This is a genomic window from Streptomyces sp. NPDC057543, assembly GCF_042801895.1.
Lineage (GTDB): Bacteria > Actinomycetota > Actinomycetes > Streptomycetales > Streptomycetaceae > Streptomyces.
Map to the genome: position 1 here is coordinate 1 of NZ_JBHVFF010000053.1, position 25828 is coordinate 25828.

Consider the following 25828-nt stretch of genomic DNA (forward strand, 5'->3'; position numbering starts at 1 on the left):
GCCGGGCCGCCGCGTAGCCGCTGGGCTCCGAGTCGTCGGATTCGGTGGTCACTTCGGTACTCGTCACCCGGCTGCCTTTCGTTTCGGGACCGTAGCCTTCGGCGGCCGGCGGTCTTCGGAGCCGTCAGCCTTCGGGATCGTCGGCCTTCTCGACGTCGGTCTTCTGGACGTCGGTCTTCAGCCGGCGGTCAGAGGGCGTCCGGGCCGCGTTCGCCCGTCCGTACGCGAACCGCGGTGTCGACCGGCACGCTCCAGACCTTGCCGTCACCGATCTTGCCGGTTCGGGCAGCCTTCACGACGACGTCGATGAGCTGTTCGGAGTCCTCGTCCTCGACGAGGACCTCGATGCGGATCTTGGGGACGAGGTCGACGGTGTACTCGGCACCCCGGTAGACCTCGGTGTGGCCGCGCTGACGCCCGTACCCGCTGGCTTCCGTGACCGTGAGGCCCTGGATGCCCAGGGACTGGAGGGCTTCCTTGATCTCGTCGAGCCGGTGGGGCTTGACGACTGCGGTGATGAGCTTCATGCGTCCACCTTCTTGGTCTGCGGTGCTGCCGTCGTGCCCGGTGCCGTTGCGGAAGCCGTGGTGCGCAGGGCCGCGCCGCCGCCCGCTCCGCTGAAGTCGTACGCGGTCTCCGCGTGTTCGACCTGGTCGATGCCGGAGATCTCGTCGTCCTCGTCGACCCGCATCCCGATGGTCCTGTCGAGGAGGAAGGCGAGGAGGGCGGAGACGACCAGAGAGTACGCGAGGACGGCGAAGACTCCGACGGCCTGCTTGCCGAGCTGGTCGAGGCCGCCGCCGTAGAAGAGGCCCTTGGCGTCGGACTGGACGCCGCCGGTTGCGAAGAGGCCGACGAGGAGGGAGCCCGCGATACCGCCGACGAGGTGGACGCCGACGACGTCGAGGGAGTCGTCGTAGCCGAACTTGTACTTCAGGCCGACGGCCATGGCGCACAGGACACCGGCGATCGCGCCGACCGCGATGGCGCCGAGCGGGCTGACCGCGCCGCCGGCCGGGGTGATGGCGACGAGGCCCGCGACCGCGCCGGAAGCCGCGCCGAGTGTCGTGAAGGAGCCGTGGCGGAGCTTCTCGTAACCGAGCCAGGCGAGCATCGCGGCGGCGGCGGCGACCTGGGTGTTGACGAACATGACCGCGCCGACGCCGTCGTCGTTGCCGAGCCACGAGCCGGCGTTGAAACCGAACCAGCCGAACCAGAGCAGTCCGGCGCCGAGCATGACGAGCGGCAGGCTGTGCGGCCGCATCGGGTCCTTCTTGAAGCCGACGCGCTTGCCGATGACGAGGATCACGCCGAGCGCCGCGGCTCCCGCGTTGATGTGGACGGCCGTACCACCGGCGAAGTCGATGACGCCGAGCTCGAAGAGCCAGCCGCCCGCGCCCCAGACCCAGTGGGCCACGGGCAAGTAGACGACGGTGACCCAGAGGGTGATGAACAGGGCCCACGAGGTGAACTTGACCCGGTCGGCGAGGGCGCCGCTGATCAGCGCCGGGGTGAGGACGGCGAACATCAGCTGGAAGACGGCGAAGACGTAGACGGGGATCGTGTAGCCGTCCCAGAGCTGGGTGATGCCGATTCCGCTGAGACCGACGTAGTCCGAACTCCAGCCGAGTACGGAACCGATGTCGGTCCCGAAGGCGAGGCTGAATCCGTAGAGCACCCACAGGATCGTGACGATCCCGAGGCTGATGAAGCTCATCATCAGCATGTTGAGGGCGCTCTTGACGCGGACCATGCCTCCGTAGAAGAAGGCCAGGGCCGGGGTCATGAGCATCACCAGGGCGGAGCAGATGAGCATGAACCCGGTGTTGGCGGCAGACAGCGTCGGGGCGTCTGCGGCAAGCGTCGTGATGCCTGGGGGCATCGGCGTCTCCTCGTCGTCGGTGCGGCCGCGTGCGGGCGGGATGAGCGGCACCACGTGCGGGACCACTGGGGAAAAGGTGCGGGCCGGTTATGAGCCATGAGATTCGCCCAGCACGGTTTCCGCCGATGCCGCACGGTGTTTCGCGGCAGTGACGAAGAGGTCCGGTGTGTTACGGCCCCATGAACCGGCGGTGGCGCACCCGCTGCCGGGCCCGCTCTGCCGCCGCGGCCGCATACGGTGCGTTGACGACTCTCCTGTACAGGCACTCTCCCGTACGGGAACGGCAACGCGAACCGGCCACGCCGACCACCCTCTGACCTGGCAATGGGGGAGCCGAAGTCGGTCTGTGCGGGTGGTCGTCGTGGCCGGGGCCTGGGGCCGCTCAGACCGCTTCGGCGGTTTCGGGCAGCTGCTCGGTGAGGAGTTTGGTGAGCCTGGCGACTTCGGGGATCTCCCCGAAGTCCCTGGCAGCGGTGTCGACGGTCTTGCGGAGCCGGGTGTTGACGCGTTCGGAGCGGATCTTCTTGGCGACCAGCAGCGCCTTCTCGGCCGGCACCGTGGACTGCTCGGGCTCGCGCTGGAGGAGGTGGACGGTGGCGAGGCCGATCAGGTTGAGTGCGTACGACCGCTGGTGCTCGTCGTCCTTGCCGAAGAGCTGGACGGCCCTCTTCATGAGGGGTTCGGCGAGCGTGGCGTACGTGGGGCTGCGGCCCGCGACGTAGGCGAGGTCGCGGTACGAGTGGGAGTTCTCGCCGTTGAGCTCGGCCTCGGAGAAGAAACGGATCCAGTCGGGCTCGGGTTCGCCGTCGATCCCGACGTCGCCGAAGGTCTCCTCGGCCATCCGGACGGCTCGTTTGCACTTGCTGGGCTGGCCCATGTTGGCGTACGCGCGGGCCTCCATCGCATACAGCATGGCCTGGGTGCGCGGGGTGGCGCAGTCCCGGCTGCCGTACTGCGCGAGATGGATCAGTTCGAGGGCGTCGTCGGGCCGTCCGAGGTGGATCATCTGGCGGCTCATGCTGGACAGAACATACGAACCGAGCGGTTTGTCGCCGGCCTCCTTCGAGGCGTGGAGCGCGAGCACGAAGTACTTCTGGGCGGTGGGCTGGAGGCCGACGTCGTAGCTCATCCAGCCGGCCAGCTCCGCCAGTTCGGCCGCGCAGCGGAACAGCCGCTTGGCGGTGGCCGCCGGCTGCGATTCCTGCAACAGGTCCGTGACCTCGTGGAGTTGCCCGACGACGGCCTTGCGGCGCAGTCCGCCGCCGCACTGCGCGTCCCACTGACGGAACATGGCGGTGGTGGACTCCAGCAGATCCAGCTCGGGGGCGGAGAGCCGGGAGGGGCGGCGGGCCGCGGCGGGCGACTCCGGCTCCTCGCGTTCGTCGGCGGTGGCGGGCACCAGCCAGCGCTGCATGGGTTCGATCAGGGCGGGCCCCGCGGCCAGGGCGAGCGAGGAGCCGAGGAATCCACGGCGCGCGAGCATGAGATCGCTGCGGGAGAACTCGCTGAGCAGGGCGACGGTCTGCGGGCCCGCCCAGGGCAGGTCGACGCCGGACACGGACGGTGACTGGCGCGCCGAGCGCAGCCCGAGGTCCTCGACGGCGACGACGGCGCCGAAGCGCTCCGAGAAAAGCTCGGAGAGGATGCGCGGGATCGGTTCGCGCGGCTGCTCACCGTCGAGCCAGCGCCGGACCCGGGAGGTGTCGGTGCTGATGTGGTGGGCGCCCATCTGGCGCGCCCGGCGGTTCACCTGCCGTGCCAGCTCGCCCTTCGACCAGCCGCTACGCACGAACCATGAGCCCAATTGCCCATTGGGGCGCTTGCCGGCATTCGAATCGCCCGCGCCGCTGCCACTCACTGGAACGCCCCCATCCGCCGAATACTGTCGCGCGAACCAATACCAGAATGCCCTGATCCGATGCTGCCCATACGGAGGTCGCGCACGATCGAACTGGAAATCGAGTTGCCTCCGGCATACCCATCGGCGCACATACTTCCATGGTTCGCGTACCGACGGTAATCCCACGATCACCCGCCCGGCGAGGACGATTACAGAATCGCCACCATTCGCCACCCCTTCGGATGAACACCGCCATCGCCGGGCGCGATTCACTTGACACACGACGATCAGCAGTGGGCGCAGTGATGCGCGGCGGGGCGCGCGAACCATGTCGCACCACCCCGGCGCACCGGCGCACCACGGATCAGCACTGACGACGGAGCGTCACGAACGCGCCCCGCGTCGTAACCACCGGCGAGCCGGACCCGTTGGAGGGGGCATGGGCTTCACGATCGGCGGCATCCGTGAGATGCGCACCGGCTCACGGCGTCGCGGCCGCGCGGCCGAGTGCACCGCAGTGGCCGAGTACACGGGACTGTGGGGCTGGGCCGTCGCGCCGGGGGCGCGGGCCGCGGCCGGCCGCTGCTCGTGCGGGGAGGCGCGGTGCCCCTCCCCCGGCGCCCATCCGCTGGACTTCGCCCGCGAGGTCCCCGCGGGCGCCTCGCTCGACGCGGCGGCGGATGCCTGGGCCCGGGTGCCGGGCGCCTCGATGCTGCTGCCGGTGGGCCGCACCTTCGACATCCTCGACGTCGCAGAGGCGGCCGGGCGCCGGGCCCTGGTGCGCCTGGAACGGATGGGGCTGCCGCTCGGCCCGGTCGCGGTGACACCGGCCGGGCGGGCGCAGTTCTTCGTCGCCACGGGTGCGGCCGCCGAGCTCCCGCGGCTGCTGTACCGGATGGGCTGGGACGACGCGGGCCTGGACCTGCGTGCGCTGGGGTCCGGCTGCCACATCACCGCCCCGCCGTCCGACGAGGGCGGTCTCGGCCCCGTCCGGTGGCTGCGCCCGCCGGTGCTGGACACGGCGGCCTCGCCGCCACAGGCGCGACTGCTGCTGGGCACGCTGGCGTACAGCTGCCATCGCACGCCCCTCTGCGGCTGAACCGCCGCCGCTTGCGCGAGGCATACCCGTCGATGGCCGGCGCGCACAGCACAAGAGCCCGACCGCGGCTGCATCCCGCGGTCGGGCTCTTCGCGTACCCGTACGTGTACGCGCGAGGTGGTGTCAGTCTCCGATCAGGGCGTCCACGAACGCCTCGGGCTCGAACGGGGCCAGATCGTCCGGCCCCTCGCCGAGACCGATGAGCTTCACCGGTACGCCCAGATCGCGCTGGACGGCGACGACGATGCCGCCCTTGGCGGTGCCGTCCAGCTTGGTGAGGACGATGCCGGTGATATCGACGACCTCGGCGAACACCCGGGCCTGCACCAGGCCGTTCTGCCCGGTCGTGGCGTCGAGGACGAGGAGGATCTCGTCGAGCGGCCCGTGCTTCTCGACGACCCGCTTGACCTTGCCGAGCTCGTCCATGAGCCCGGTCTTGGTGTGCAGCCGGCCCGCGGTGTCGATGAGGACGACATCGGCGCCCTCGGCGATGCCTTCCTTCACCGCGTCGAAGGCGATCGACGCGGGGTCGCCGCCCTCGGGTCCGCGCACGGTGCGGGCGCCGACGCGCTCGCCCCAGGTCTGGAGCTGATCGGCGGCGGCGGCCCGGAAGGTGTCGGCCGCGCCGAGCACGACGCTACGGCCGTCGGCGACGAGCACCCGCGCCAGCTTGCCGGTGGTGGTGGTCTTGCCGGTTCCGTTGACGCCGACGACCATCACGACGCCGGGGGTGTCGACGCCGCTCTCCGTCTTGACCGCACGGTCGAAGTCGGTGCCGAGCAGGGTGATGAGCTCCTCGCGCAGCAGCGCGCGCAGCCCTTCGGGGGTACGGGTGCCGAGGACACGGACACGTTCGCGGAGCCGCTCCACCAGTTCCTGGGTGGGCGCGACGCCGACGTCGGCGGTGAGGAGGGTGTCCTCGATCTCCTCCCAGGTGTCCTCGTCGAGGTTGTCGCGGGACAGGAGCGTGAGCAGCCCCTTGCCGAGGGAGTTCTGCGAGCGGGCGAGCCGGGCACGCAGCCGGACCAGCCGGCCGGCGGTGGGCTCGGGCACCTCGATGGCGGGGACGGCGAGCGCCTCCGGCTCGACGGCCTCGGGGGCTTCCTCGACGGGAGCCTCGGCCACCGAGGGGCCGACCTCCTCGATGGTGCGGCGCGGTTCTTCGCGCGGCACTTCGGCTTCCTCGCCGACATGGGGCTCGGGAGGAGTGATGGTCGGCGTGCTCGACGGCGCCGGGGGCAGCTGCTTCTTCTTGCGGCTGCTGACCACGAGCCCGCTGATCACGCCGACCGCGACCAGGGCGATGACTACAGCAAGGATGACGAATTCCATAACCCATCCAGTATCAGTCACGGCCGCCCGCGTGGGCCGCCCCGAAGGATCACCCCCGCCTCACTATGAACGCTATGCACCTTTTGGGGGTAACGATACGATCCCGTCCGCGGAGACCCGTGGCCTGGAACCCGTCCCCGAGAGCGAGCGCACCGGCGGGGCCCGGGCCTCTCCCCCACCCGGGCCGGCGCGAACCCGACCGTGCCGCTGCTCACCATGGGCGCGGGACTCATCGTCCTCGGCGGCCTGAATTCCTGGCAGGTGCCGACCGTCGCGATCGCCGGGCCGGTCGTCGGCTTCGGGCCGGCGGGCCTGGTGTCGATCGCCGGCAAGGAAGGCGGGACTCCGGGCGTGGCGCTCTTCCGGGCCGCCCTCGACCAGCGCGGCAATCCGCTGCCCGGCGCGCCGATCCGGATCGCCCGCCGGGGCCGGGAGACGGCGAACGCGGTCACCGGCACCTACGCCGCGGCCGTGGCGGCCGTGGCCACGTGGGCGGCGGGCCCGGGGGTGGGCCTGCCCCTCACTGGCGTGGAGTGGCTCTCCGGCCCGTTCACAGACGGCTGGACCGGGCGCCACGGGCTGGGCTGGACGGCCACGATCGCCGTCTCCGCCGCGCCGTACACCCTCCTGCCACGACCCGCCGAACGGGGCCGCGGAAGCGGGCCCCGGAGTGACGCGCCCCTACACATCTGACGACACGTCAGCTAGTGTCCCGCCTCGCCGAGTCCGCCCGACGAAGGGGCCAAGTGCCATGGCGTTCACCGTGGTCCGGTTCAATCTGGTCGATCCCGCCGCCACCCCCGAGTCGCTCTCGGCCCGCTACCGCGCGGCGCTGGAGATGGCCGCGTACGCCGACGAGCACGGCGTCGACACCGTACAGACCGAGGAACACCACGGCGCAGCCAACTCCTGGCTGCCCTCCCCCTTCGTCTTCGCGGGCTCGGTCTTCGGCGCCACCCGCCGGATCGCGGTCACCGTCTCGGCGATCATCGGCCCGCTGCACGAGCCGCTGCGGCTGGCCGAGGACATCGCGGTCCTGGACCTGCTGAGCGCGGGCCGGCTGGTCACGGTGGCGGGGATCGGCTACCGACCCGAGGAGTACGAACGGGCGGGCGTCGAATGGGGCAGACGCGGCAGGCTCCAGGACGAGCTACTGGAGACCCTGTTGCGGGCGTGGACCGGGGAGCCGTTCCCGTACCGGGGCCGCACGGTCCGGGTCACGCCGCGCCCGTACACCCAGCCGCATCCGCTGCTGCTGGTGGGCGGCAGTTCGCGGGCGGCGGCCCGGCGGGCGGCCCGGTTCGGGCTGCCGCTCTTCCCGAGCGCGCATCTGCCGGAGCTGGAGGCGTACTACCACGAGCGGCGTGCGGAGTTCGGGACGGACGGCTTCTGCATGATGCCGTCCGCCGCGACCCCGCTGCTGCATGTGTCCGAGAACCCGGACCGGACGTGGGCGGAGCACGGCGGGCACTTCCTGCACGAGGCGCGTACGTACGCCTCCTGGCAGTCCAAGGACATCCGCTCGGCGGTGCGTTCGGCGGCGACGACGGTGGCGGAACTGCGGGACGAAGGGGTCTACCGGGTCGTCACACCGGATGAGTGTGCCGGGGCGGCCGGGGAGCTGGACAGCCTGGTGCTGCATCCGCTGTGCGGCGGGATGCCGGTCGAGGAGGGGTGGCGCAGTCTACGGCTGTTCTGCGAGGCGATCGCGCACAGCCGCCCCTGACCAGCGGGAATCAGCCCATCTCCTCCAACGCCTTGCCCTTGGTCTCCTTCACGAACTTGAGCACGAAGGGGATCGAGAGCGTCGCGAAGCACGCATAGATGATGTACGTGCCCGACAGGTTCCAGTCGGCCAGGCTCGGGAAGCTCGCGGTGATCGCCCAGTTGGCGATCCACTGCGCGGACGCGGCGACGCCGAGCGCGGCTGCGCGGATCTTGTTCGGGAACATCTCGCCGAGGAAGACCCAGACGATGACGCCCCACGACAGGGCGAAGAAGAGCACGAACACATGGGCGGCGACGAGCGCCACGACGCCATGGGTGTGGGGCAGTTTGCCGCCGACCAGGGGGGCCGAGAAGGCCCATGCCTCGAAGGCGAGGGCAATGGCCATGCCGGTGGAGCCGACCAGCGCGAGCGGCTTGCGGCCCACCCGGTCCACCAGCACCATCGCGATGACGGTACCGATGATGTTGATGATCGACGTGGTGAACGAGTACAGGAACGAGGCCGACGGGTCGATGCCGACGGACTGCCAGAGCGTCGCCGAGTAGTAGAACGCCACGTTGATGCCGACGAGTTGCTGGAAGACCGACAGGCCGATACCGACCCAGACGATCGGCAGGAAGCCGACGTGACCGCCGAGCAGGTCCTTGAACCTGGACTTGTGCTCCCGGTGCATGGCGGTCTCGATCTCGGTCACCCGGGCGTCGAGGTCGACGTTCTTGCCCTCGACCTCCTCCAGGATCTTCCGGGCCCGGTCCTTCTTGCCGACCGAGATCAGGAACCGCGGCGACTCGGGGATCGCGAACGAGAGGAGCCCGTACAGAGCGGCGGGGACGACCATCACGCCGAGCATCCACTGCCAGGCCTCGATGCCGCCGATCCTGCCGCGCTGGTCCCCGTGGGCGAGCTGCAGAATGCCGTAGTTGACCAGCTGGGAAATGGCGATGCCGATGACGATCGCGGCCTGCTGGAAGGAGCCGAGCCGGCCGCGGTAGGCGGGCGGCGAGACCTCGGCGATGTACGCCGGGCCGATCACCGAGGCCATGCCGATGGCGAAGCCGCCGATGATGCGCCACATCGCCAGGTCCCAGAGGGCGAACGGGAGCGCGGAGCCGACGGCACTGATGGTGAAGAGCACGGAGGCGATCTGCATGCAGTGGATGCGGCCGATGCGGTCGGCGATGCGGCCCGCCGTGGCAGCGCCGATCGCACAGCCGATCAGCGCGATGGCGATGACCTGGGCGAGCGTTGCCGAGCCGATGTCGTACCGGCTGCGGATCGCCTCGACGGCGCCGTTGATGACGGAGCTGTCGTAGCCGAACAGGAAGCCGCCCATCGCCGCGGCCGCCGTGATGAAGATGACATGGCCCAGGTGGTCCGGGTGGGCCCCTCGGGCTCCGGACGCCGGTCCCTGCGCTGTGCTGGTCACGTGAACTCCTGATGCCTGGCCGCGTCCTCAGGTGTGGGGGCGAGCTCGGGCTGAGGCGGTGAGCTCTTCCAAGTGGCGCATAACTTCACGCCTGCCACCACTTGAAGACAAGGGCGAAACCGCAGAGACAATTCATTCAAGCTTCGAAGTCAAGATTGCGATTTTGCTTGCCCCCACCGAGAATCGTCCGACTGGCGCGTTGGAGCCTTGAAGGTTGAGCAAGGCGTCAGCGCAGCCTCTGGCTGATGACCTTGGAGACCCCGTCGCCCTGCATCGAGACGCCGTACAGCGCGTCCGCGACCTCCATCGTCCGCTTCTGATGCGTGATCACGATCAGCTGGGAGCTCTCCTGGAGTTCCTCCATGATCCGGATCAGCCGCTGCAGATTCGTGTCGTCGAGCGCCGCCTCGACCTCGTCCATCACATAGAACGGGCTGGGCCTGGCCTTGAAGATCGAGACCAGCAACGCCACCGCGGTGAGCGAGCGTTCCCCGCCGGACAGCAGCGAGAGCCGCTTGACCTTCTTGCCCGGCGGCCGGGCCTCGACGTCCACACCGGTCGCGAGCATATTGTCCGGGTCGGTCAGGACGAGCCGCCCCTCGCCACCGGGGAAGAGCCGCGAGAAGACGCCCTCGAACTCACGGGCCGTGTCCCGGTACGCCTCGGTGAACACCTGCTCGACCCGCTCGTCGACCTCCTTGATGACCTGTATCAGGTCGGCCCGGGTCTTCTTCAGGTCTTCGAGCTGCTCGGAGAGGAACTTGTGCCGCTCCTCCAGCGCCGAGAACTCCTCCAGGGCGAGCGGATTCACCTTCCCGAGTTGCTGATACGCCCGTTCGGCCGACCTCAGCCGCTTCTCCTGTTCGGCCCGGACGAACGGCTTCGGCTGGTTGCGCGGGTGCTCGGGGTCCTGAGGCAGCTCCTCGCCCTCGGCGGGCGGTGACGGCGGTACGAGCTGGTCGGGGCCGTACTCGGCGGCCAACCCGGCCGGCTCGACGCCCAGCTCCTCCAGCGCCTTCGTCTCCAGCTGCTCTATCCGCAGCCGCTTCTCGGCACCGAGCACCTCGCCACGGTGGACGGAATCGGTGAGCTTGTCCAGCTCGCTCTTGAGCTCACGGCCCTGGTTGCGCCCGGCCGCCAGCCCCCGTTCCCGCTCCGCCTTCGCCGCCTCGGCCGTGACCCGCTCCTGCTCGGCCCGTACGACGGACACCTCGACGTGGGCCAGCAGCTGACGGGCACCGGACGCGACGGCCGAGGCCACCGCCGCCTCGTGCCGCAGCCGGGCGCGGCGCTGCTCGGCGCGGGCCCGGGCCTCGCGTTCGGCGCGGGCGCCCCGGTCGAGGGCGTCCGCACGGCCCGCGAGTCCCTTGACCCGCTCCTCGTGGGTACGGACCTGGAGGCGGGCCTCCATCTCGGTCTGGCGAGCGTTGGCTCCGTCGGCGGCGAGCCGGTCGCGTACGGAGGCGTCCGGCTCCTCCTCGACCGGCATCTCCTCGGCGACGAGCAGCCGCTCGGCCAGCTCCTCGGCCTCCTCCGTCGCCCGTTCGAGGGCCTCCTGGGCACGGGCGGCGGACGCGGTCGTCCGCTCGGCCTCGCCCGCGGCTCCGCGGGCCTGCCCGGCGAGCCGGCCGAGCTGCTGGGCCACCCCGGACTTCTCCCGCTCGGCGGCCCGGCGCCGCTCCCCCAGTTCCTCGACGAGCCCGGCGCACGCGCCGCGCCGCTCCCCGGCGAGCCGCAGCGCCTCGGTCAACTCCACGCACCGCACGGCCAGCTCCTCCAGCTGGGCGGCGGCCTCGTCGACCGACGCCTGCACTTCGAGGAGGCTCGGCGCTCCGGCGGAACCGCCGTGCGCGAAGTGGGCCGAGAGGATGTCGCCCTCGGCGGTGACGGCCGTCAGCTCCGGGCGTGCGGCTACGAGATCCTCGGCATCCTCCAGGGTGCCGACGACCACCATGTCCCGCACCAGCCTCCGTACGGCGCCCACCAGTTCGGCCGGCCCACCGACGAGGCCGGCGACGGCGGGCGGGCTTCCGGCGAGCGGACTTCCGGAGGACACTGCGGTCACATCAGCCCCACCGGCACCAGAGACAACACTCGCACCAGAGGTCGTAGAGTCACCGCTATCCCCGCGGTGATCACGCATCCCGCCCAGCAACAGCGCCGCCCGCCCCGCGTCCTGTTTGCGCAGCAGCCGGATCGCGTCCGCCGCCGTGGCCGGGTCCGTCACCGCGACCGCGTCCGCCGCCACGCCCAGGGCCGCCGCCACCGCCACCTCGTACCCCGGCTCCACCGTCAGGCGTTCCGCGACCGGTCCGAGCAGTCCGGACAGCCGGTCCCGGGCGCCGAGCAGGGCACCGGTGCCGTCCTTGCGGCGCAGGCCGAGGGCCAGCGCCTCATGGCGGGCCGCGACCGCCGCCCGTTTCCGTTCGGCGGCGGTGGCCGCCTCCCGGGCCGCGGCGAGCGCCGCATCCGCCTCCGCGAATTCCCGCTTGGCGGCGTCGTGCCGCGCGCCCAGTTCCGCATCGCCCGCGTCCAGTCCCTCGACCTCGGCCTTGAGCTGTTCGTACTCCTCCTGGGCGGCCACCGCCCGCTCCCGCGCCTCGTCGCGGGATGCGGCCAGCCGGTCGATCTCGGCCTGCGCCGAACCGGCCCGGCTGCGGGCCGCGTTGACCTGCCCGTGCAGCCGGGCGAGTCCTTCGCGGCGGTCCGCGATGGCCCGCGCGGCGTCCTTGAGCCTGCGCTCCTCGGCCGCCAACTCCCGTTCCAGATCGGCGCGATGGGCGGCGGTGTCCTCCAACGCGTGTTCCGCCGCCTCCAGCGTGGCCGCCAGCTCCGCCTCCTGCTCACGGATGCGGGCTGCCTCCCGCTCCATGCTTTCAGGGTCCCTGAATCCCGTACCGCGCCGCTCCTCCCCGGATGCGGCCGAGGCGCTCTTCACCCGGGCGTCGGCCAGCGAGATCGTGCCGCGCACCCGCTCGGCCAGCTGCGACAGCTCGTACCAGGTCTGCTGAGCCCGCTGGAGCCGCGGCGCCAGCCGTCGTACCTCGTCCTCCAACTCCGCCTCGCGCACCAGCGCCGCCGTGAGCTCCGCCTCTGTGGCCTCCCGACGCTGCTTGAGCGCCGCTTCATCGGCGATCTCGCCGCGCAGCGCGGTGTGCAGCCGCACCAGGTCGTCGGCGAGCAGCCGCAGCCTGGCATCGCGCAGATCGGCCTGGATGACGGCGGCCCGGCGCGCCACGGCCGCCTGCCGGCCCAGCGGTTTCAGCTGTCGTCGCAGCTCGTCGGTCAGATCCTGGACGCGGGCCAGATTGGCTCCCATCGCGTCCAGTTTCCGCAGCGCCTTCTCTTTCCGCTTGCGGTGCTTGAGCACGCCCGCGGCTTCTTCGATGAATGCGCGCCGCCCCATCGGATCGGCGTGGAGTACGGAGTCCAGCTGGCCCTGACCGACGATGACGTGCATCTCCCGGCCGATACCGGAGTCCGAGAGGAGTTCCTGGATGTCCAGGAGCCGGCAGGTGTCACCATTGATCTGGTATTCACTGCCGCCGTTGCGGAACATGATCCGAGTGATCGTCACTTCGGCGTACTCGATGGGCAGTGCGCCATCGGAATTGTCGATGGTCAGCGAAACTTCCGCCCGGCCGAGCGGCGGCCGCCCGGTGGTGCCTGCGAAGATCACGTCTTCCATCTTGCCGCCGCGCAGGGATTTGGCACCCTGCTCCCCCATGACCCAGGAGAGCGCGTCCACCACATTGGACTTGCCGGACCCATTGGGACCGACGACACACGTGATACCAGGTTCGAACCGCAGCGTCGTGGCGGAGGCGAACGATTTGAAACCACGCAGGGTCAGGGCCTTGAGGTGCACGCCGCCGGACTCTACCTTTCGCTCTCGGTTTCGCTGATGAAGGTGCAGGGCACATCAGACGGTAAGGGAAGGGGTGCACGTCCGGGGCGGGTACCGCGCAGGTCCGAGTGGAGACCTCCGAGCGGAGACCTCCGAGCGCAAAAAGAAAGAAGGGACGCCGAAGCGCCCCTTATAAATCATGTGCGGTGTTGCGTGCGGTGTTACTGGTGCAGCGGCATTGACGGATCAAGGACGTGTCACGAAGGTGACAGATCAAGAGCAGTGATCTTCAATGATCCGGCGACGATCCAGGTGATGATCTCGGACGGCTGACGCGTACAGCCCGACCGGCCCCGAGGGCCATCGGTCAGGTCAGCGCCGGCTCCGCCTGAGGTACGTCGATGTCGATGCTGTCGAGCAGCGACTCTTGGTGCTGGGCGGCGGCATTGAGCGCGTCGTTCTCGTCCTGAATCCGTACGAGCTCGGATTCCAGGTCCTGGACGCGTTGCTGGAGCCGTCGCATCTCGGCGAGGAGTCGCGGGTCGGAACCGCCGACGTAACCGAGAAGCGCCTTTGCCATGATGGATGGTCCTCCACACTGAGTGACCGACCGATGCGGTGTGGGTCGTGAGGGAATCGCACCCGCGGTGCTCGGCAGTGCTCTGTACTCACTGCTGTTCTGCTGCCAAACAGCTCTGCCGAACAGCTGCGGTGCGCGGGGATTTCAGCGTCTCACCAAAAAGTTTGACGGTCAACACGATCACGCCCTGTAGAGGCGGGCAGCCCTGGGGCGCGCGGCTTGGCGATCACGCGGCGCGACTCTCCTGCGGGGCTCTCGGGGGCGTGGAGATCATCCTTACTGCCGCAGCCTGGCATGCCAACCGAATCTTGGCAACCACCGGGTCATTTCGCAGGTCATTTCATGTGTACGCAGATGAGCACCCCGCCGTCTCACCCCACGCCATCTTTCGAACACGTTCCGAACACGGCCGCCGATCCGGAGCCGGACCGGGCCCCGATCAGCGGATCGCGAAGCCGTTGTAACCGCCGCGCGGGGTGTCCCATATCTCAGTGACTCCGTCGACGCGCCCGGGTGTGTCGTCCGAGCGCAACCAGTCCAGCAGGCGGTGGCAATTCTCACGTCGTCCCTCGGCGACGACCTGCACCCTGCCGTCGTCGAGATTGACGGCGAAGCCGGTGAGACCGCCGATCTCCAGAGCATTTGCCCTGGTGAACCAGCGGAACCCTACTTGCTGTACTCGGCCGCGTACCCAGGCGGTGAGCCGTACGTCTTCGTTCATGCCTGAACGCTAACCGGCTGATTGCCCGCGGAGCACTTCCTGCCGAGAAGCCATGGCGTACAGTCCCGTCGCAATAACCTCACCCGATCGGGTGAAGCACATTGACGCCGAGACCGGCGTCCAGACCGTCAGAAGGGCTCAGCAGATGGGACGCCATCGACGCTCCGCCGTAGCTCCTGCCGTTCAGGACCGCGCGGCGGGGGACCCGGGGCGCCACCGCGGGACGCGCCACGGGAAGCGGACTGGGACACCTGTTCGTACCGGCCTGATCGGCGTCTCCGCCGCCCTCGCCGTGGGGGCCGTTGCGGTCGCCTCCGGCCTGCTGCCGGGCGGCGACACCTACTCGGTCGGCAGTGGCCCGGCCGCGGACCAGGTGCGTACCGAAGGGGCCCCGGATCTGCTGGGCCGGGACGGATCGACCACTGCGCCTGCCGACCGCGCCGGTGCGTCCGCCCAGGCCAGTCGCGGTGCCGGGCGGGCCGACGGCCCGACGAAGGCGGGGTCACCCGCCGGATCCCCGTCGTCCGCCACGCCGTCGAGGACGTCCGGGTCCGCCGGGCGGACGGAGTCCCCGTCGCCCACCTCACCGACGTCGTCGAAGGCCGCCGCGCCGGAAGCCTCGAAGAGCGCCGCGCCGGCCACGGCCGAGAAGTCTTCTGCCGCTCCGGAGGCCCCCGCCTCCTCCGCTCCGGCCGCCCGCAGGTCCGCGGCGCCGGCCGCCGCCACCTCCGCTCAGGCCGCCGTGCTCGCCCTCGTCAACCAGGAGCGCTCGAAGGTCGGCTGCAGCCCCGTGACGGCCAGCGCCACACTGGCCTCGCTCGCCCAGAATTTCAGCGACGACATGGCTGCCCGAGGCTTCTTCGACCACACCGACCCCGATGGCCGGACCCCCTGGGACCGCGCCTCCGCAGCCGGGGTGCAGGGGCTCGGCGGCGAGAACATCGCCCGCGGCCAGGCCGACGCACAGGCCGTGATGGACGCCTGGATGAACAGCGACGGCCACCGGGCAAACATTCTCAACTGCGACTACAAGACGCTCGGCGTCGGCGTGCACTTCGGCGCGGGCGGCCCCTGGTGGACCCAGGACTTCGGCTTCTGAGATTTCCACGGTCAGCGACCTGTCAGCTTCCTTGGGCCGTCTCGGGGCCGTTATCGGCAACCGAGGCGGCCCGAACTGTGTCTACGGCGGCCCGCGTACGAGTCTCCCTCGACGGCATCGGATGCGTGTGGGTCCGCAGCGTGAAGCCGGGGTCATGGTTTCCGAGGTATTCACCGAGAGCCTTGATGACCTTCCCCGCGCCCAGAAGCACGGACGCGTAGAAGTGCCCCAGTGCACGCATTCCGTTGTCCCGCCCGGTGACCACACCAGCAGCGCGTAGAGCCGGACGCGACTGGCGATCTGCTTCGCCGAGAACCCCGCCCGCGAGGTGATCCGGGCGGACACTGACTTCTACGGCTCCGAGCGATCACCCATGCGTATGGCGGAGGCGCAGATCACTCTCGGCGTGGTCGCAGCCCCGCAAGGCGACTTGGACCAGGCCGTGAATTACGGCGGGTGGGCGCTAAAAGGTGACCGCCAGCCTCTGCCTGCTCTGCTCAGGGTCAGCCGTGAGCTTGCAGCGTCATCAATCGCGACTACGCGACGGAGACGGCAGGCCGCGAGTACCTGGATCACCTGACCACACTCACTCGGACCCGCCAGGGGCGTGTCACCGTGCGGGCGGGCGGGGAGCGGCACCCGTACCTCCCCGCCGTAGACTTATCAAGGAGCTTGAGCCTTGCCGGACGTCCAGTTCAGGCGGGCCCCGCGACATTGGTAGCCGCCGAGGGCGGCGGGATTGACGTTTCCCACGGCTCCGGCCGTCGCGGGCTCTCTCTCCAATGAGCGGAAGCCTCTGCCTCGCCTTGTGAGCGGTGGAATCCCCTCAGGAAGGACGTGGGCCAGATGAGCCACTACGTGAGCCAGGTGCCCATCGGTGACATCACAGTGGCCGCCTCGGCCGTGCGCTGGATCTTCCCCCTCGGCATAGCCGTGGTCGTAGTAGCTGTTCTGCTTGGCCTCCTCTGGTGGGACAAGCGCCGTCGGGCACGAGCACAACAACAGGAACCACGGGCCGACCATTCGCCCCAAACCCGGCTGCTGAGGGATCCAGATGATTTCGGGGAAGGTCTCAGCCCGTACGAGCTCAACCGGCCCTCTTCGCCAAGGGACGCGCGAAAGGATGACACCGGCGGGGCTTTCGGCAGTGGAGGACCGGGCGGCTGACGGGGCGGCGATATCGGCGGCACTTGCCGAGACGATCGCGCCTCGGCTGCCGGTTGCGTCATGACCGATGCAGGGTCCGGTCACTGCGCAGCGGTATGAAGTCCCAGTACCGCCTCTGCTCCTCGTCCACTACGGGCGTGTAGTCGTTGAGGGGCTGGTTGCTCTCGAGAGACGTGGCGATCGTCTCCATGAGTACCGGCAGGGACGTCCACATCTGGTCTGATCCGCGCATAAGGCCTTGCCCGGCCTCGGCTTCGTGGACGCGCCCCCGGTCGATCTCGGGACGGTGGTCCAGCACGAGGCAACCCCCGCGGACGTCCCGCGCGATGGGGATCAACTGCGGATGTCCGTACAGGACGTTGCTGACCCGATCTTCATGAAGTCGTAGTCCGCCTCTTCTCCTTCCTCATCCGCCGTGCGCTTGTCGTAGAACCCGGTGAAAAGTTGCCACTCAGCCGCTATTTCGCGTGCACTCATCGGTCTGTAGAACCCCGGCAGCAGCGAGACCCGCTGGTCGAGGAGACCGTCGTGCCGCGACAACGACAGCACCAAGGGCTTCAGCAGTGGCCGGCCGATGACGCGTTCGGCCGCGGCGATGTCCACCGGATCCGCGGGCGGCGCCGCGCAGCGTAGGTCGCCGGGGTGTGCTCGGCCAGCCAGTTGTCGATTCGCGTCCACGACTCACTGATCGGTGCGGTCATGGCACGGCATCCTGCCACCTGGTCCTGAACCTCCAGGAGAACAGCCGGACGGTAACCGTGACCCCGATACATCCGACTGCGGCCGTCTCTGGGCCGTGGGAGGGGACTCAACGATGACAGGCGAGGACAACGGACGGCCGCTGACCCGCAGGCCAGAAGGGCGGCGGCTGGAGTGCGTGCAGGTCAGGAGGTGCCGCGTCACTTCTTAGACTTTTGAACCACGGTCTGCCGCTCACCCGGAGAAAGCGCACCCCGGCAGCGAGCGCTGTGCGGGCGTAGGCTGTCGGGATGGACGAGAAGACCCGTCTGGACGCGCTCGCCTTCGACGTGTTCTCCAGGCAGTGCCCCTCGCGCGGCACCCTGGAGCATGTCACCGGCCGCTGGGGCAGTCTGACGCTGGGAGCTCTGCACGACGGCAGTTTCCGCTTCAACGAGCTCCGTCGTCGGGTCGACGGGGTGAGCGAGAAGATGCTCTCGCAGACGCTCCACGCCCTGGAGCGGGACGGTCTCGTCCACCGCGAGGCCCAGCCGACCAATCCACCACGCGTCGACTACGAGCTGACGCCCCTGGGCCGGCAGGTCGCCGAACGGCTGCTCGCCCTGATCGAGCTCGTCGAGGGCCGGATGCCCGAGGTGCTCCGGGCTCGCGACCGGTACGACGAGACCCGCCCGCGCCCGGAAGTCCGGTCCTAAGGGCCTAGGAATCGGCGCGCGGCGGCCGCTGGCAGCGCGGGCAGAAGTAGCTGGAGCGGTTCATCCACGCCCGGCGGCGTATCGGCGTACCGCAACGGTGACAGGGCTCGCCCTCCCGCCCGTACGCGTCGAGGGAGCGGTCGAAGTAGCCGGACTCGCCGTTCACATTGACGTAGAGGCTGTCGAAGCTGGTGCCGCCCTGGTCGAGCGCCGCGTTCATCACGTCGCGGGCGTGGCCCAGCAGCTCGGCCGACTTGGGGCGGGTGAGGGTCGAGGTCGGGCGGTCGTAGTGCAGCCTGGCGCGCCAGAGCGCCTCGTCCGCGTAGATGTTGCCGACTCCGCTGATCAGCGACTGGTCGAGCAGGGCGCGCTTGATCGTCGTACGGCGCAGCCGCAGGGCCGCGTGGAACGCCGCGTCGTCGAAGGCCGGATCCAGGGGGTCGCGGGCGATGTGCGCGATGGTGTCGGGCAGCCCGTCCGTGCTGTCCGCGGCGCATTCGTGGAGCGAGAGCCCACCGAACGTCCGCTGGTCGACGAAGCGCAGCTCGGTGCCGAGCGAGTCCTGGAAGCGGATCCGGATGCGCAGATGCTTCTCGTCGGGGGCGTCCTGCGGCTGTACGAGCAGTTGACCGCTCATGCCGAGGTGGCCCAGCAGCGAGTTGGACGCGTCGTCCAGCGGCACCCAGAGGTATTTGCCGCGCCGCATGGCCGGGCCGAGGCGGGCACCCCCCAGCCGGGCCGCGAAGTCCACACCACCCGCGGGGTGACGACGGACCGCACGCGGATGCAGCACCTGGACGTCTCCGACCGTCCGGCCGGTGACCCAGCGCTCAAGACCCCGCCGTACGACTTCGACCTCGGGCAGCTCGGGCACAGTGTGGCTCCTCAGGGACGTTTCCAGGGTATCCGGGCAGCGAAAACCCCCCGGTGCGCCGGGCACCGGGGGGTTTTCAGGGTCAGGCCGGAGCGACGTCCGGGGACGGCGACGGGTCGGCAGGGGTGTCGGCGGCCCCTCCGTCGGCAGCGGCCTTCGCCGCGGCCTCCCGCGCTTCCGCGGCGGCGCTGATCTCACGCCAGGCGGACTCCGCCGCCTGCTGCTCCGCTTCCTTCTTGCTACGGCCGGTGCCGGTGCCGTACGAGACACCACCGACGCGAGCAGCAGCAGTAAAGGTCTTCTCGTGGTCCGGGCCGGTCTCCGTGACGAGGTACTCGGGAACGCCGAGGCTCTCGCTCGCGGTGAGTTCCTGGAGGCTGGTCTTCCAGTCCAGGCCGGCACCGAGGTTGGAGGACCTGTCGATCAGCGGGTCGAAGAGCCGGTGGACCAGCTCCGAGGCCGCGCTGAGGCCCTGGTCGAGATAGACCGCGCCGATCACCGCTTCAAGGGTGTCGGCGAGGATGGACGCCTTGTCCCTGCCGCCCGTGCCCTCTTCACCGCGGCCGAGCCGGATGAAGGAGCCGAGTTCGAGGCCGCGGCCCACTTCCGCAAGTGCACGCGAGTTGACCACCGCGGCCCGCAATTTGGCCAGCTGGCCTTCGGGCAGGTCGGGGTGGGTGCGGTACAGCGTGTCCGTGACGACCAGACCGAGCACCGAATCCCCGAGGAATTCGAGCCGCTCGTTGGTCGGCAGACCGCCGTTCTCGTACGCGTACGAGCGATGGGTCAGCGCACGCACCAGAAGGGCGGACTCGAGGTGATACCCGAGCCGCCCTTCCAGAAGCGTGTGGGACGAGGCTGTGTTGACGTTGTCTGCCTGCTTCTTGGCGTTGGACAACTCAGACATCGGGCCTCTCACCAGCCGCTCAGACCTCGAGGACCTGGCGCTTGTTGTACGTGCCGCAGCTGGGGCACGCGATGTGCTGCAGCTTCGGCTCCTGGCAACGCTCGCACGAAACCAGGGTGGGGACCGCAGCCTTCCACTGCGACCGGCGGTGGCGCGTGTTGCTGCGCGACATCTTCCGCTTCGGAACAGCCACGGCTACTTCTCCTGCTTCTCGTCGACGCCCGCTTCGGCGCCGCCCATGTTGTCCTTCTCGCCGTCCTGAACGGTGTCGGCGAGTCCTTGCAATGCCGCCCAACGGATGTCGACGGCATCGTGGTGGTGACCGGGATTCTCGTCCAGCCTGATTCCGCATTCGGAACACAGACCGGCGCAGGACTCCCGGCACACCGGCTGCATCGGCAGTGCGAGCACCACCGCATCGCGCAGCACCGGTTCGAGGTCGAACAGGCCGTCCTCGATGAAGAGCCTGTCCTCGTCGTCCTCGGCGTCGTCGGCCGGTTCCGCCTTGTGGCTGCGGCCCCGGTCATCGGCGTCAGGGTACGAGAACATCTCCTGGAAGTCCGCCGCAACCTCAAGGCGCAGCGGCTCCAGACACCTTACGCACTCCCCCTCGGCCGACGCACGGGCGGTGCCTGTGACAAGCACCCCCTCCATGACCGATTCGAGACGGAGTTCCAGCTCCACGGGTGCGCCTTCCGGCACACCGATGACCTCGTCGATGCCGAGGGGCGGTGAGCCGGGTGCGTCCACCGTGCGGGTCAGCCGCTGGAGGGCACCGGGACGCCGACCCAGCTCGTGCGTATCGAACACGAGAGGGTTTCGGTGGTCGAGGTGGCCGTTCAGGGCTTTTCCTGCTTTCGAAATCATGTGCATCACACAGCGTGGGGAGGGCCGCCCGATTTCGGATGCGAAACGGGCAGCCTGGATCGCGGACATGCGCGACCGAAGAGCCAGGATACTGGACGCGCCGCCCAGCTCCCAATCCGGTCCACCGGAACCCGGTACGGCCCGGACGCCGTGGCGACCGGGCCGCCGTCGCGACCGGTCAGTGTTCCTGCTCGTACCGGCGCAGCTGGTTCAGGTCGATCATGCTGGTGTCGAACAGGCTGGTCTCGTCGAGGGCGCTCTCGCCCTGCGGCTGGAGCGCCTGCTGGGGCTGCATGGGCTGCTGCTGCCAGCCGTCGTACCCCTGGACCGGGATCTGGGCCTGGGCCTGGCTCTGGTCGTAGCCCTGCTGCTGATACGCGGCGTACGGGTCGGGCTGCTGCTGGTACCCGTAGACGTCCTGCTGCGGCTGCTCCTGGTACGCGTACGCCTCCGCGTAGTCCGGCCGGTCCTGGGCGGGGAAGTGCGGCTGGAGCTGCTGGTGCACCGGCTGCGGCTCCGGGGTGGCGAGCTCGGCGAGGCCGGCCCAGTGGTCCTCGTCGCTCATGCGGACCTGGTTGCCCGCCGCGTCCTGGGCGGCCATGTGGACGCCGAGTTCGTCGGTGGCGACCCGGCCGTGCAGCTTCTGCCGGCCGCGGCCGACCGCCTCCAGAGTCTTGGCGAGCACGGCCTCGAAGGCGCCGAGCTTGGTGTCGACGTACTCGTCGGCGCGACGCTGGAGCGTGGCCGGGTCGGTGCTGCGCTCGGGGGCCTCGGCGAAGTCCGGGTCCTCGTATCCCTGCTCGTCGAAGGCCTGGCCGCGGCCGAGGAGCTTCTCGCGGCCCCGGTCGACGGAGCCGATGGTCTTGGTGAGGACGACCTCGAAGTTGGCGAGCTTGCTGTCGACGTACTCGTCGGCCTCGGCGCGGACCTCCTCGGCCTCCCGGCGGGCCTCACCGAGGATGCGGTCGGCCTCGGTGCGGGACTGCATGGCGACCTCGGTCCCGGAGATCAGCGAGGCGCGTTCGGCGTGTGCGGCCTCGATGATCCGCTCGGCCTCCTGACGGGCCTGCTCGACCATCTGCTCCCGCCCGCCGATGAGCTCCTGGGCGTGGGCGAGCGAGCCGGGCAGGGCCCCGCGCACCTCTTCGAGCATCGCGAGCAGCTCGGCGCGGTTGACCACGCACGAAGCCGACATGGGCATGGACCGGGCGCTCCCGACCGCCTCGACGATCTCGTCGAGCTTCTTCTGCACGTCCACCGTGTGCTCGCCACTCTCTACTGCCGATTGGAGACGGACGGGACGACTGTACGGCCAGTCGGCGCCTGCCCGACACCTGGTGACGGTCCGTCAGGTACTCGGCGCCGGATCAGCGCTCGCCCAGGCGCTCCACGAGGGCCGCGTGGACCACCGGGGGCAGCAGGTGGGAGACGTCGCCGCCCCAGGTGGCGACCTCCTTGACCAGGGAGGACGACAGGAAGCTGTAGGTGGGATTGGTCGGCACGAAGAGCGTCTCGACGCCGGAGAGGCCGTTGTTCATCTGCGCCATCTGCAGCTCGTAGTCGAAGTCGCTGACGGCCCGCAGGCCCTTCACGATCGCCGGGATGTCGCGCTGCTTGCAGAAGTCGACCAGGAGGCCGTGGAAGGACTCGACCTGGACGTTGCCGAAGTCCGCGGTGACCTGGCGGATCAGGTCGATGCGCTCGTCGACCGTGAAGAGGCCCTTCTTGGACTGGTTGATCATCACCGCGACATGTACGACGTCGTACAGCTTCGAGGCACGGCCAATGATGTCGAGGTGTCCATTGGTGATGGGGTCGAACGACCCCGGGCAGACGGCGCGGCGCAACTTGATTCCCTCGCTCTCCGGTCCGGTCATCGTGCGTCTTCGCACGTAGAGGCGGCGCGACCGTACCAAAGCGTTCCCTCGCCGTAGCGGCGGGCCCGCAGTGGCTCGAATCCCTTGGGCCAGTTGAATTCTCCGCCTCTGGTGCTGCGTTCCACGGTGACGAGCGCATCGACTGCGAGCCACCCCTGGGTGCGGAGTGTGAGCAGAATCTCGCCAAGATCGTCGTCGGTCACGGCGTATGGCGGGTCCAGGAACACCACGTCGTAGGGCTCCGCGGGTGCCGGCCCTGTCACGATCTGTTCGGCTTTGCCGGTACGGACTTCGGCGCCGGGCAGGCCGAGCGTGCGGACGTTGTCCCGGACGGTGCGGACGGCCCTGGGTTCGGTCTCGACGAGCAGGGCGTGGACAGCGCCGCGCGAGAGTGCTTCCAGGCCTACGGCGCCGGAGCCCGCGTACAGATCCGCGATACGGGTGCCGTGGAGGCTGCCCAGGAGGGCTTCCCAGGTGGAGAAGAGGCCCTCGCGTGCACGGTCGGAGGTGGGGCGGGTGCCGGTGCCGGGCGGGACGGCCAGGCGGCGTCCGCCGGCCGAGCCGGCGATCACGCGGGTCATGGGTGTCTGGTCCTCGGTTCGTGGGTGGCCCGCAGGGTGCTGCGGCGCCGTGGCATCCACGATATGGCGTCGCGGCGGATCGGGCCCGCGCACCCGTCACCCCTTGTCGAGGTACTGTTCGCGCTCCTTGTCGAGCAGCGCGTCCAGCGCGGTCCGCAGCTCCGGCAGGCGTTCCAGCTCCGGGTCGGCGGCGACGATCGCCGCGGCCTCCTCGCGGGCGGCGGCGATGACCTCCTCGTCGTCGATGACGGTGAGCATCCGCAGCGAGGAGCGGACCCCGGACTGGGCCTGGCCGAGGACATCGCCCTCACGGCGCTGTTCGAGGTCGATCCGGGACAGCTCGAAGCCGTCGAGGGTGGCGGCGACGGCGGACAGGCGGGCGCGGGCCGGACTCGCCTCGTGGGCCTCGCTGACCAGCAGGCAGAGTCCGGGGGCGGAGCCGCGGCCGACCCGGCCGCGCAGCTGGTGCAGCTGGGAGACCCCGAACCGGTCGGCGTCCATGATGACCATCGCGGTGGCGTTGGGGACGTTGACCCCGACCTCGATGACGGTGGTGGCGACGAGGACGTCGACCTGGCCCGCGGCGAAGCGGCGCATCACGTCGTCCTTGTCGTCGGGGTTCATCCTGCCGTGCAGCACCTCGACGCGCAGTCCGGCGAGCGGGCCCTTCGCAAGCTGTTCGGCGATCTCCAGGACGGCGAGCGGGGGGCGCTTCTCGCCGTCGTCCTCGGTCGCCTTCTTCCCCTTCTTCCCTGCCGCCTCGTCCTCGGCGTCATCGCCGATGCGGGGGCAGACCACGTATGCCTGGTGCCCGCTCTCCACCTCCTCCCGGACCCGTTCCCAGGCGCGGCTGAGGAAGTGCGGTTTGTCCTTGGCGGGGACGACGTGGCTGGCGATCGGCGAACGGCCGGCGGGCAGCTGGTCCAGTACGGAGGTCTCCAGGTCACCGAAGACGGTCATGGCGACCGTACGGGGAATGGGGGTGGCGGTCATGACCAGCAGGTGCGGCGGCTGCTTCCCCTTGGACCGGAGCGCGTCGCGCTGTTCCACCCCGAAGCGGTGCTGTTCGTCGACGACGACCAGGCCCAGGTCGTGGAACTGCACCTTGTCCTCGATCAGCGCGTGCGTACCGATCACGATCCCGGCCTCGCCCGTGACGAGGTCGAGCAGCGCCTGACGGCGGGCCGCGACGCCCATGGAGCCGGTGAGCAGCACGACCTTGGTGCCCTGCTCGGAGCCGCCCAGCAAGCCGCCCTCGGCCAGCTCGCCCATCATTTCCGTGATGGACCGGTGGTGCTGCTGGGCGAGCACCTCGGTGGGCGCGAGCATGGCGGCCTGTCCGCCCGCGTCGACGACGCCGAGCATCGCGCGCAGGGCGACCATGGTCTTCCCGCTGCCCACCTCCCCCTGGAGGAGCCGGTGCATCGGGTGCTCGGTCGCCAGGTCGTCGAAGATCTCCCGGGAGACTTTCTGCTGCCCCTCGGTGAGGGTGAACGGCAGCTTGGCGTCGAAGGCGTCGAGCAGTCCGCCGTGGGCGGGCTTCCGGGCGACCGCCGGGAGCTGGGTGTCCGCGTATCTGCGGCGGGCCAGCGCGACCTGGAGGACGAAGGCCTCGTCCCACTTCAGCCGGTCCCTGGCCTGGGCGATGTCCGCCTTGGTCTGCGGGCGGTGCACCTTCAGCAGCGCCTCCGGGAGCGGGGTGAACCCGCGGCCCTCGCGCAGGCTCGGCGGCAGCGGGTCGACGGCCTCCCGCGCGCTGGGCAGCACGGTGTCGACGGCCTTGGCGATCCGCCACGAGTCCAGCTGCTTGCAGGCCGGGTAGATCGGCAGCAGCCGCCCGGCGAAGGCGTCCACCGCTTCCGCGGCCTCGGCCCCGTCGATGGACTCGGCGTCCAGCAGCTGGTACGTGGGGTGGGCCAGCTGCATCTTGCGGTTGAAGACGGAGACCTTGCCCGCGAACATCGCCCGCCGGCCGGGCAGCAGTTCCTTGTGCGGCTTGTGGACGCCATGGCCGAAGAAGACGAGCTGGAGGCGGCCGCTGCCGTCGGTGAGGGTCACTTCGAGGCGCTTGCCGCGGCCGTTGTTGAACATCATGATGCGGGCGTCGGCGACCTGGGCGACCACCGTCACGTGCTCGTCCAGCGGGAGGTCGGTCAGCGCCGTGAGCCGGCCGCGCTCCTCGTACCGTCGCGGGTAGTGGTGCAGCAGATCACCGACCGTGTGCAGGTCGAGATGGTCGGCCATCACCGTCGCGGTGGCTCCGCCGAGCAGCTTCTTGAGGGGTTCATCGAACGCAGACACGCGATCCATTGCACACCACACCACTGACAGATGTCCGGTGGGCACCACCCGGAACGCCGGAATCCCCTGGACGGATCGTCGCCACGCCCCTGGGACCGGCTCCCACGCGTCCTGCTGGCGATCACCTTCCCGTGACCGCCCGAAAGACCCGCATCGTCGCCAGTCCCCACCGGCGCTGCGGCGAGGACGTCTGAGACTTCAGCGCATTCCGTGTCCCCCGAATACTCCGAGTCCGAAGAGTCCGAAGGCTCCGGTACGACATCCTCGCAGGACGAGATGGGCCGGGCGCGCCGGTTGGAGGCGGA

The 25828-nt window shown here is 69.9% G+C and carries 23 protein-coding genes; 5 read left to right on the plus strand and 18 right to left on the minus strand.

The window, feature by feature from the left end:
* Window positions 1–188: 188 nt before the first annotated feature.
* The 3 genes from ACFU8Q_RS11990 to ACFU8Q_RS12000 form a co-directional block, all read right to left on the minus strand.
* Complete coding sequence (locus tag ACFU8Q_RS11990; protein ID WP_384451463.1) at window positions 189–527, minus strand: P-II family nitrogen regulator; 339 nt, start codon at window positions 525–527, stop codon at window positions 189–191.
* Window positions 524–1882 (minus strand): ammonium transporter, encoded by a 1359-nt coding sequence (locus ACFU8Q_RS11995; RefSeq protein ID WP_384451544.1) that lies wholly within the window; start codon window positions 1880–1882, stop codon window positions 524–526. The genes ACFU8Q_RS11990 and ACFU8Q_RS11995 overlap by 4 nt, the downstream gene beginning before the upstream one ends.
* Window positions 1883–2264: 382 nt before the next feature.
* Window positions 2265–3740 (minus strand): hypothetical protein, encoded by a 1476-nt coding sequence (locus tag ACFU8Q_RS12000; RefSeq protein WP_384451466.1) that lies wholly within the window; start codon window positions 3738–3740, stop codon window positions 2265–2267.
* A gap of 421 nt (window positions 3741–4161) precedes the next feature.
* On the opposite strand from ACFU8Q_RS12000, the gene ACFU8Q_RS12005 reads away from it, so the two are divergent.
* On the plus strand, window positions 4162–4821 hold the full coding sequence (locus ACFU8Q_RS12005; protein ID WP_384451469.1) for a bifunctional DNA primase/polymerase: 660 nt from the start codon (window positions 4162–4164) through the stop codon (window positions 4819–4821).
* Between the two features lie 123 nt (window positions 4822–4944).
* Here ACFU8Q_RS12005 and ftsY read toward each other — a convergent pair whose 3' ends face one another.
* Window positions 4945–6153 (minus strand): signal recognition particle-docking protein FtsY, encoded by a 1209-nt coding sequence (gene ftsY, locus ACFU8Q_RS12010; RefSeq protein WP_384451472.1) that lies wholly within the window; start codon window positions 6151–6153, stop codon window positions 4945–4947.
* A gap of 201 nt (window positions 6154–6354) precedes the next feature.
* Between ftsY and ACFU8Q_RS12015 the strand changes: the two genes are divergently transcribed.
* Both ACFU8Q_RS12015 and ACFU8Q_RS12020 read left to right on the plus strand, forming a co-directional pair.
* On the plus strand, window positions 6355–6846 hold the full coding sequence (locus ACFU8Q_RS12015) for a cytosine permease (protein WP_384451475.1): 492 nt from the start codon (window positions 6355–6357) through the stop codon (window positions 6844–6846).
* A gap of 58 nt (window positions 6847–6904) precedes the next feature.
* Window positions 6905–7879 carry an LLM class flavin-dependent oxidoreductase gene (locus ACFU8Q_RS12020; RefSeq protein WP_384451478.1) on the plus strand — a complete coding sequence of 325 codons (975 nt, stop codon included), beginning with the start codon at window positions 6905–6907 and terminating at the stop codon, window positions 7877–7879.
* A gap of 10 nt (window positions 7880–7889) precedes the next feature.
* On the opposite strand, the gene ACFU8Q_RS12025 is transcribed toward ACFU8Q_RS12020, so the two are convergent.
* The 4 genes from ACFU8Q_RS12025 to ACFU8Q_RS12040 all read right to left on the minus strand — a co-directional run bounded on the left by ACFU8Q_RS12025 (window position 7890) and on the right by ACFU8Q_RS12040 (window position 14456).
* Entirely contained in the window at window positions 7890–9308 is a 1419-nt protein-coding gene (locus ACFU8Q_RS12025) for a sugar porter family MFS transporter (protein WP_384451481.1), read from the minus strand.
* A 226-nt stretch (window positions 9309–9534) separates the two neighbouring features.
* Window positions 9535–13176 carry a chromosome segregation protein SMC gene (gene smc / locus ACFU8Q_RS12030; RefSeq protein WP_384451484.1) on the minus strand — a complete coding sequence of 1214 codons (3642 nt, stop codon included), beginning with the start codon at window positions 13174–13176 and terminating at the stop codon, window positions 9535–9537.
* Window positions 13177–13522: 346 nt separating this feature from the next.
* Complete coding sequence (locus tag ACFU8Q_RS12035; RefSeq protein WP_018551753.1) at window positions 13523–13735, minus strand: hypothetical protein; 213 nt, start codon at window positions 13733–13735, stop codon at window positions 13523–13525.
* Between the two features lie 439 nt (window positions 13736–14174).
* Window positions 14175–14456, minus strand: a complete 282-nt coding sequence (locus tag ACFU8Q_RS12040; protein ID WP_384451487.1) for an acylphosphatase — start codon at window positions 14454–14456, stop codon at window positions 14175–14177.
* 145 nt (window positions 14457–14601) lie between these two features.
* Between ACFU8Q_RS12040 and ACFU8Q_RS12045 the strand changes: the two genes are divergently transcribed.
* Window positions 14602–15555, plus strand: coding sequence for a CAP domain-containing protein (locus tag ACFU8Q_RS12045; RefSeq protein ID WP_384451490.1), 954 nt, complete (start codon window positions 14602–14604; stop codon window positions 15553–15555).
* Window positions 15556–16780: 1225 nt separating this feature from the next.
* Here ACFU8Q_RS12045 and ACFU8Q_RS12050 read toward each other — a convergent pair.
* Complete coding sequence (locus ACFU8Q_RS12050) at window positions 16781–17020, minus strand: hypothetical protein (RefSeq protein ID WP_384451493.1); 240 nt, start codon at window positions 17018–17020, stop codon at window positions 16781–16783.
* Window positions 17021–17055: 35 nt separating this feature from the next.
* The gene (locus ACFU8Q_RS12055) at window positions 17056–17325 is read right to left on the minus strand and encodes a hypothetical protein (RefSeq protein ID WP_384451496.1); all 270 of its coding nucleotides are present in this window, start codon (window positions 17323–17325) and stop codon (window positions 17056–17058) included.
* Between the two features lie 386 nt (window positions 17326–17711).
* Here ACFU8Q_RS12055 and ACFU8Q_RS12060 point away from each other — a divergent pair, with 386 nt between their 5' ends.
* A complete protein-coding gene (locus tag ACFU8Q_RS12060; RefSeq protein ID WP_384451499.1) occupies window positions 17712–18116 on the plus strand; it encodes a winged helix-turn-helix transcriptional regulator in 405 nt (134 codons plus the stop codon).
* Window positions 18117–18120: 4 nt separating this feature from the next.
* Here the strand turns inward: ACFU8Q_RS12060 and mutM are convergent, their stop codons facing one another.
* From mutM to recG, 8 genes are all read right to left on the minus strand, one after another.
* Complete coding sequence (gene mutM, locus ACFU8Q_RS12065) at window positions 18121–18990, minus strand: bifunctional DNA-formamidopyrimidine glycosylase/DNA-(apurinic or apyrimidinic site) lyase (protein ID WP_384451502.1); 870 nt, start codon at window positions 18988–18990, stop codon at window positions 18121–18123.
* 82 nt (window positions 18991–19072) lie between these two features.
* Window positions 19073–19897: a ribonuclease III gene (rnc, locus tag ACFU8Q_RS12070; RefSeq protein ID WP_384451505.1), complete on the minus strand. Its 825-nt coding sequence runs from the start codon at window positions 19895–19897 to the stop codon at window positions 19073–19075.
* Between the two features lie 19 nt (window positions 19898–19916).
* Window positions 19917–20090, minus strand: coding sequence for a 50S ribosomal protein L32 (gene rpmF, locus ACFU8Q_RS12075; protein ID WP_003965982.1), 174 nt, complete (start codon window positions 20088–20090; stop codon window positions 19917–19919).
* A 2-nt stretch (window positions 20091–20092) separates the two neighbouring features.
* Window positions 20093–20764 (minus strand): YceD family protein, encoded by a 672-nt coding sequence (locus tag ACFU8Q_RS12080; RefSeq protein ID WP_384451508.1) that lies wholly within the window; start codon window positions 20762–20764, stop codon window positions 20093–20095.
* Window positions 20765–20942: 178 nt separating this feature from the next.
* Window positions 20943–22022: a cell division initiation protein gene (locus ACFU8Q_RS12085; RefSeq protein WP_384451510.1), complete on the minus strand. Its 1080-nt coding sequence runs from the start codon at window positions 22020–22022 to the stop codon at window positions 20943–20945.
* A gap of 109 nt (window positions 22023–22131) precedes the next feature.
* Window positions 22132–22611, minus strand: coding sequence for a pantetheine-phosphate adenylyltransferase (gene coaD, locus ACFU8Q_RS12090; protein ID WP_266752491.1), 480 nt, complete (start codon window positions 22609–22611; stop codon window positions 22132–22134).
* A 26-nt stretch (window positions 22612–22637) separates the two neighbouring features.
* Window positions 22638–23222, minus strand: a complete 585-nt coding sequence (gene rsmD / locus ACFU8Q_RS12095; protein WP_384451513.1) for a 16S rRNA (guanine(966)-N(2))-methyltransferase RsmD — start codon at window positions 23220–23222, stop codon at window positions 22638–22640.
* Window positions 23223–23318: 96 nt separating this feature from the next.
* The gene (gene recG / locus ACFU8Q_RS12100; protein ID WP_384451516.1) at window positions 23319–25532 is read right to left on the minus strand and encodes an ATP-dependent DNA helicase RecG; all 2214 of its coding nucleotides are present in this window, start codon (window positions 25530–25532) and stop codon (window positions 23319–23321) included.
* Window positions 25533–25828 lie beyond the last annotated feature (296 nt).

Coding starts and splice junctions, on each gene's coding strand:
- ACFU8Q_RS12060 (WP_384451499.1), top strand. CDS start 17,712: ATGGACGAGAAGACCCGTCTGGACGCGCTCGCCTTCGACGTGTTCTCC.
- recG (WP_384451516.1), bottom strand. CDS start 25,532: ATGGATCGCGTGTCTGCGTTCGATGAACCCCTCAAGAAGCTGCTCGGC.
- rnc (WP_384451505.1), bottom strand. CDS start 19,897: ATGTCTGAGTTGTCCAACGCCAAGAAGCAGGCAGACAACGTCAACACA.
- ACFU8Q_RS12035 (WP_018551753.1), bottom strand. CDS start 13,735: ATGGCAAAGGCGCTTCTCGGTTACGTCGGCGGTTCCGACCCGCGACTC.
- ACFU8Q_RS12045 (WP_384451490.1), top strand. CDS start 14,602: ATGGGACGCCATCGACGCTCCGCCGTAGCTCCTGCCGTTCAGGACCGC.
- ftsY (WP_384451472.1), bottom strand. CDS start 6,153: ATGGAATTCGTCATCCTTGCTGTAGTCATCGCCCTGGTCGCGGTCGGC.
- ACFU8Q_RS11990 (WP_384451463.1), bottom strand. CDS start 527: ATGAAGCTCATCACCGCAGTCGTCAAGCCCCACCGGCTCGACGAGATC.
- ACFU8Q_RS12020 (WP_384451478.1), top strand. CDS start 6,905: ATGGCGTTCACCGTGGTCCGGTTCAATCTGGTCGATCCCGCCGCCACC.
- ACFU8Q_RS11995 (WP_384451544.1), bottom strand. CDS start 1,882: ATGCCCCCAGGCATCACGACGCTTGCCGCAGACGCCCCGACGCTGTCT.
- ACFU8Q_RS12040 (WP_384451487.1), bottom strand. CDS start 14,456: ATGAACGAAGACGTACGGCTCACCGCCTGGGTACGCGGCCGAGTACAG.
- rsmD (WP_384451513.1), bottom strand. CDS start 23,222: ATGACCCGCGTGATCGCCGGCTCGGCCGGCGGACGCCGCCTGGCCGTC.
- ACFU8Q_RS12080 (WP_384451508.1), bottom strand. CDS start 20,764: ATGATTTCGAAAGCAGGAAAAGCCCTGAACGGCCACCTCGACCACCGA.
- ACFU8Q_RS12005 (WP_384451469.1), top strand. CDS start 4,162: ATGGGCTTCACGATCGGCGGCATCCGTGAGATGCGCACCGGCTCACGG.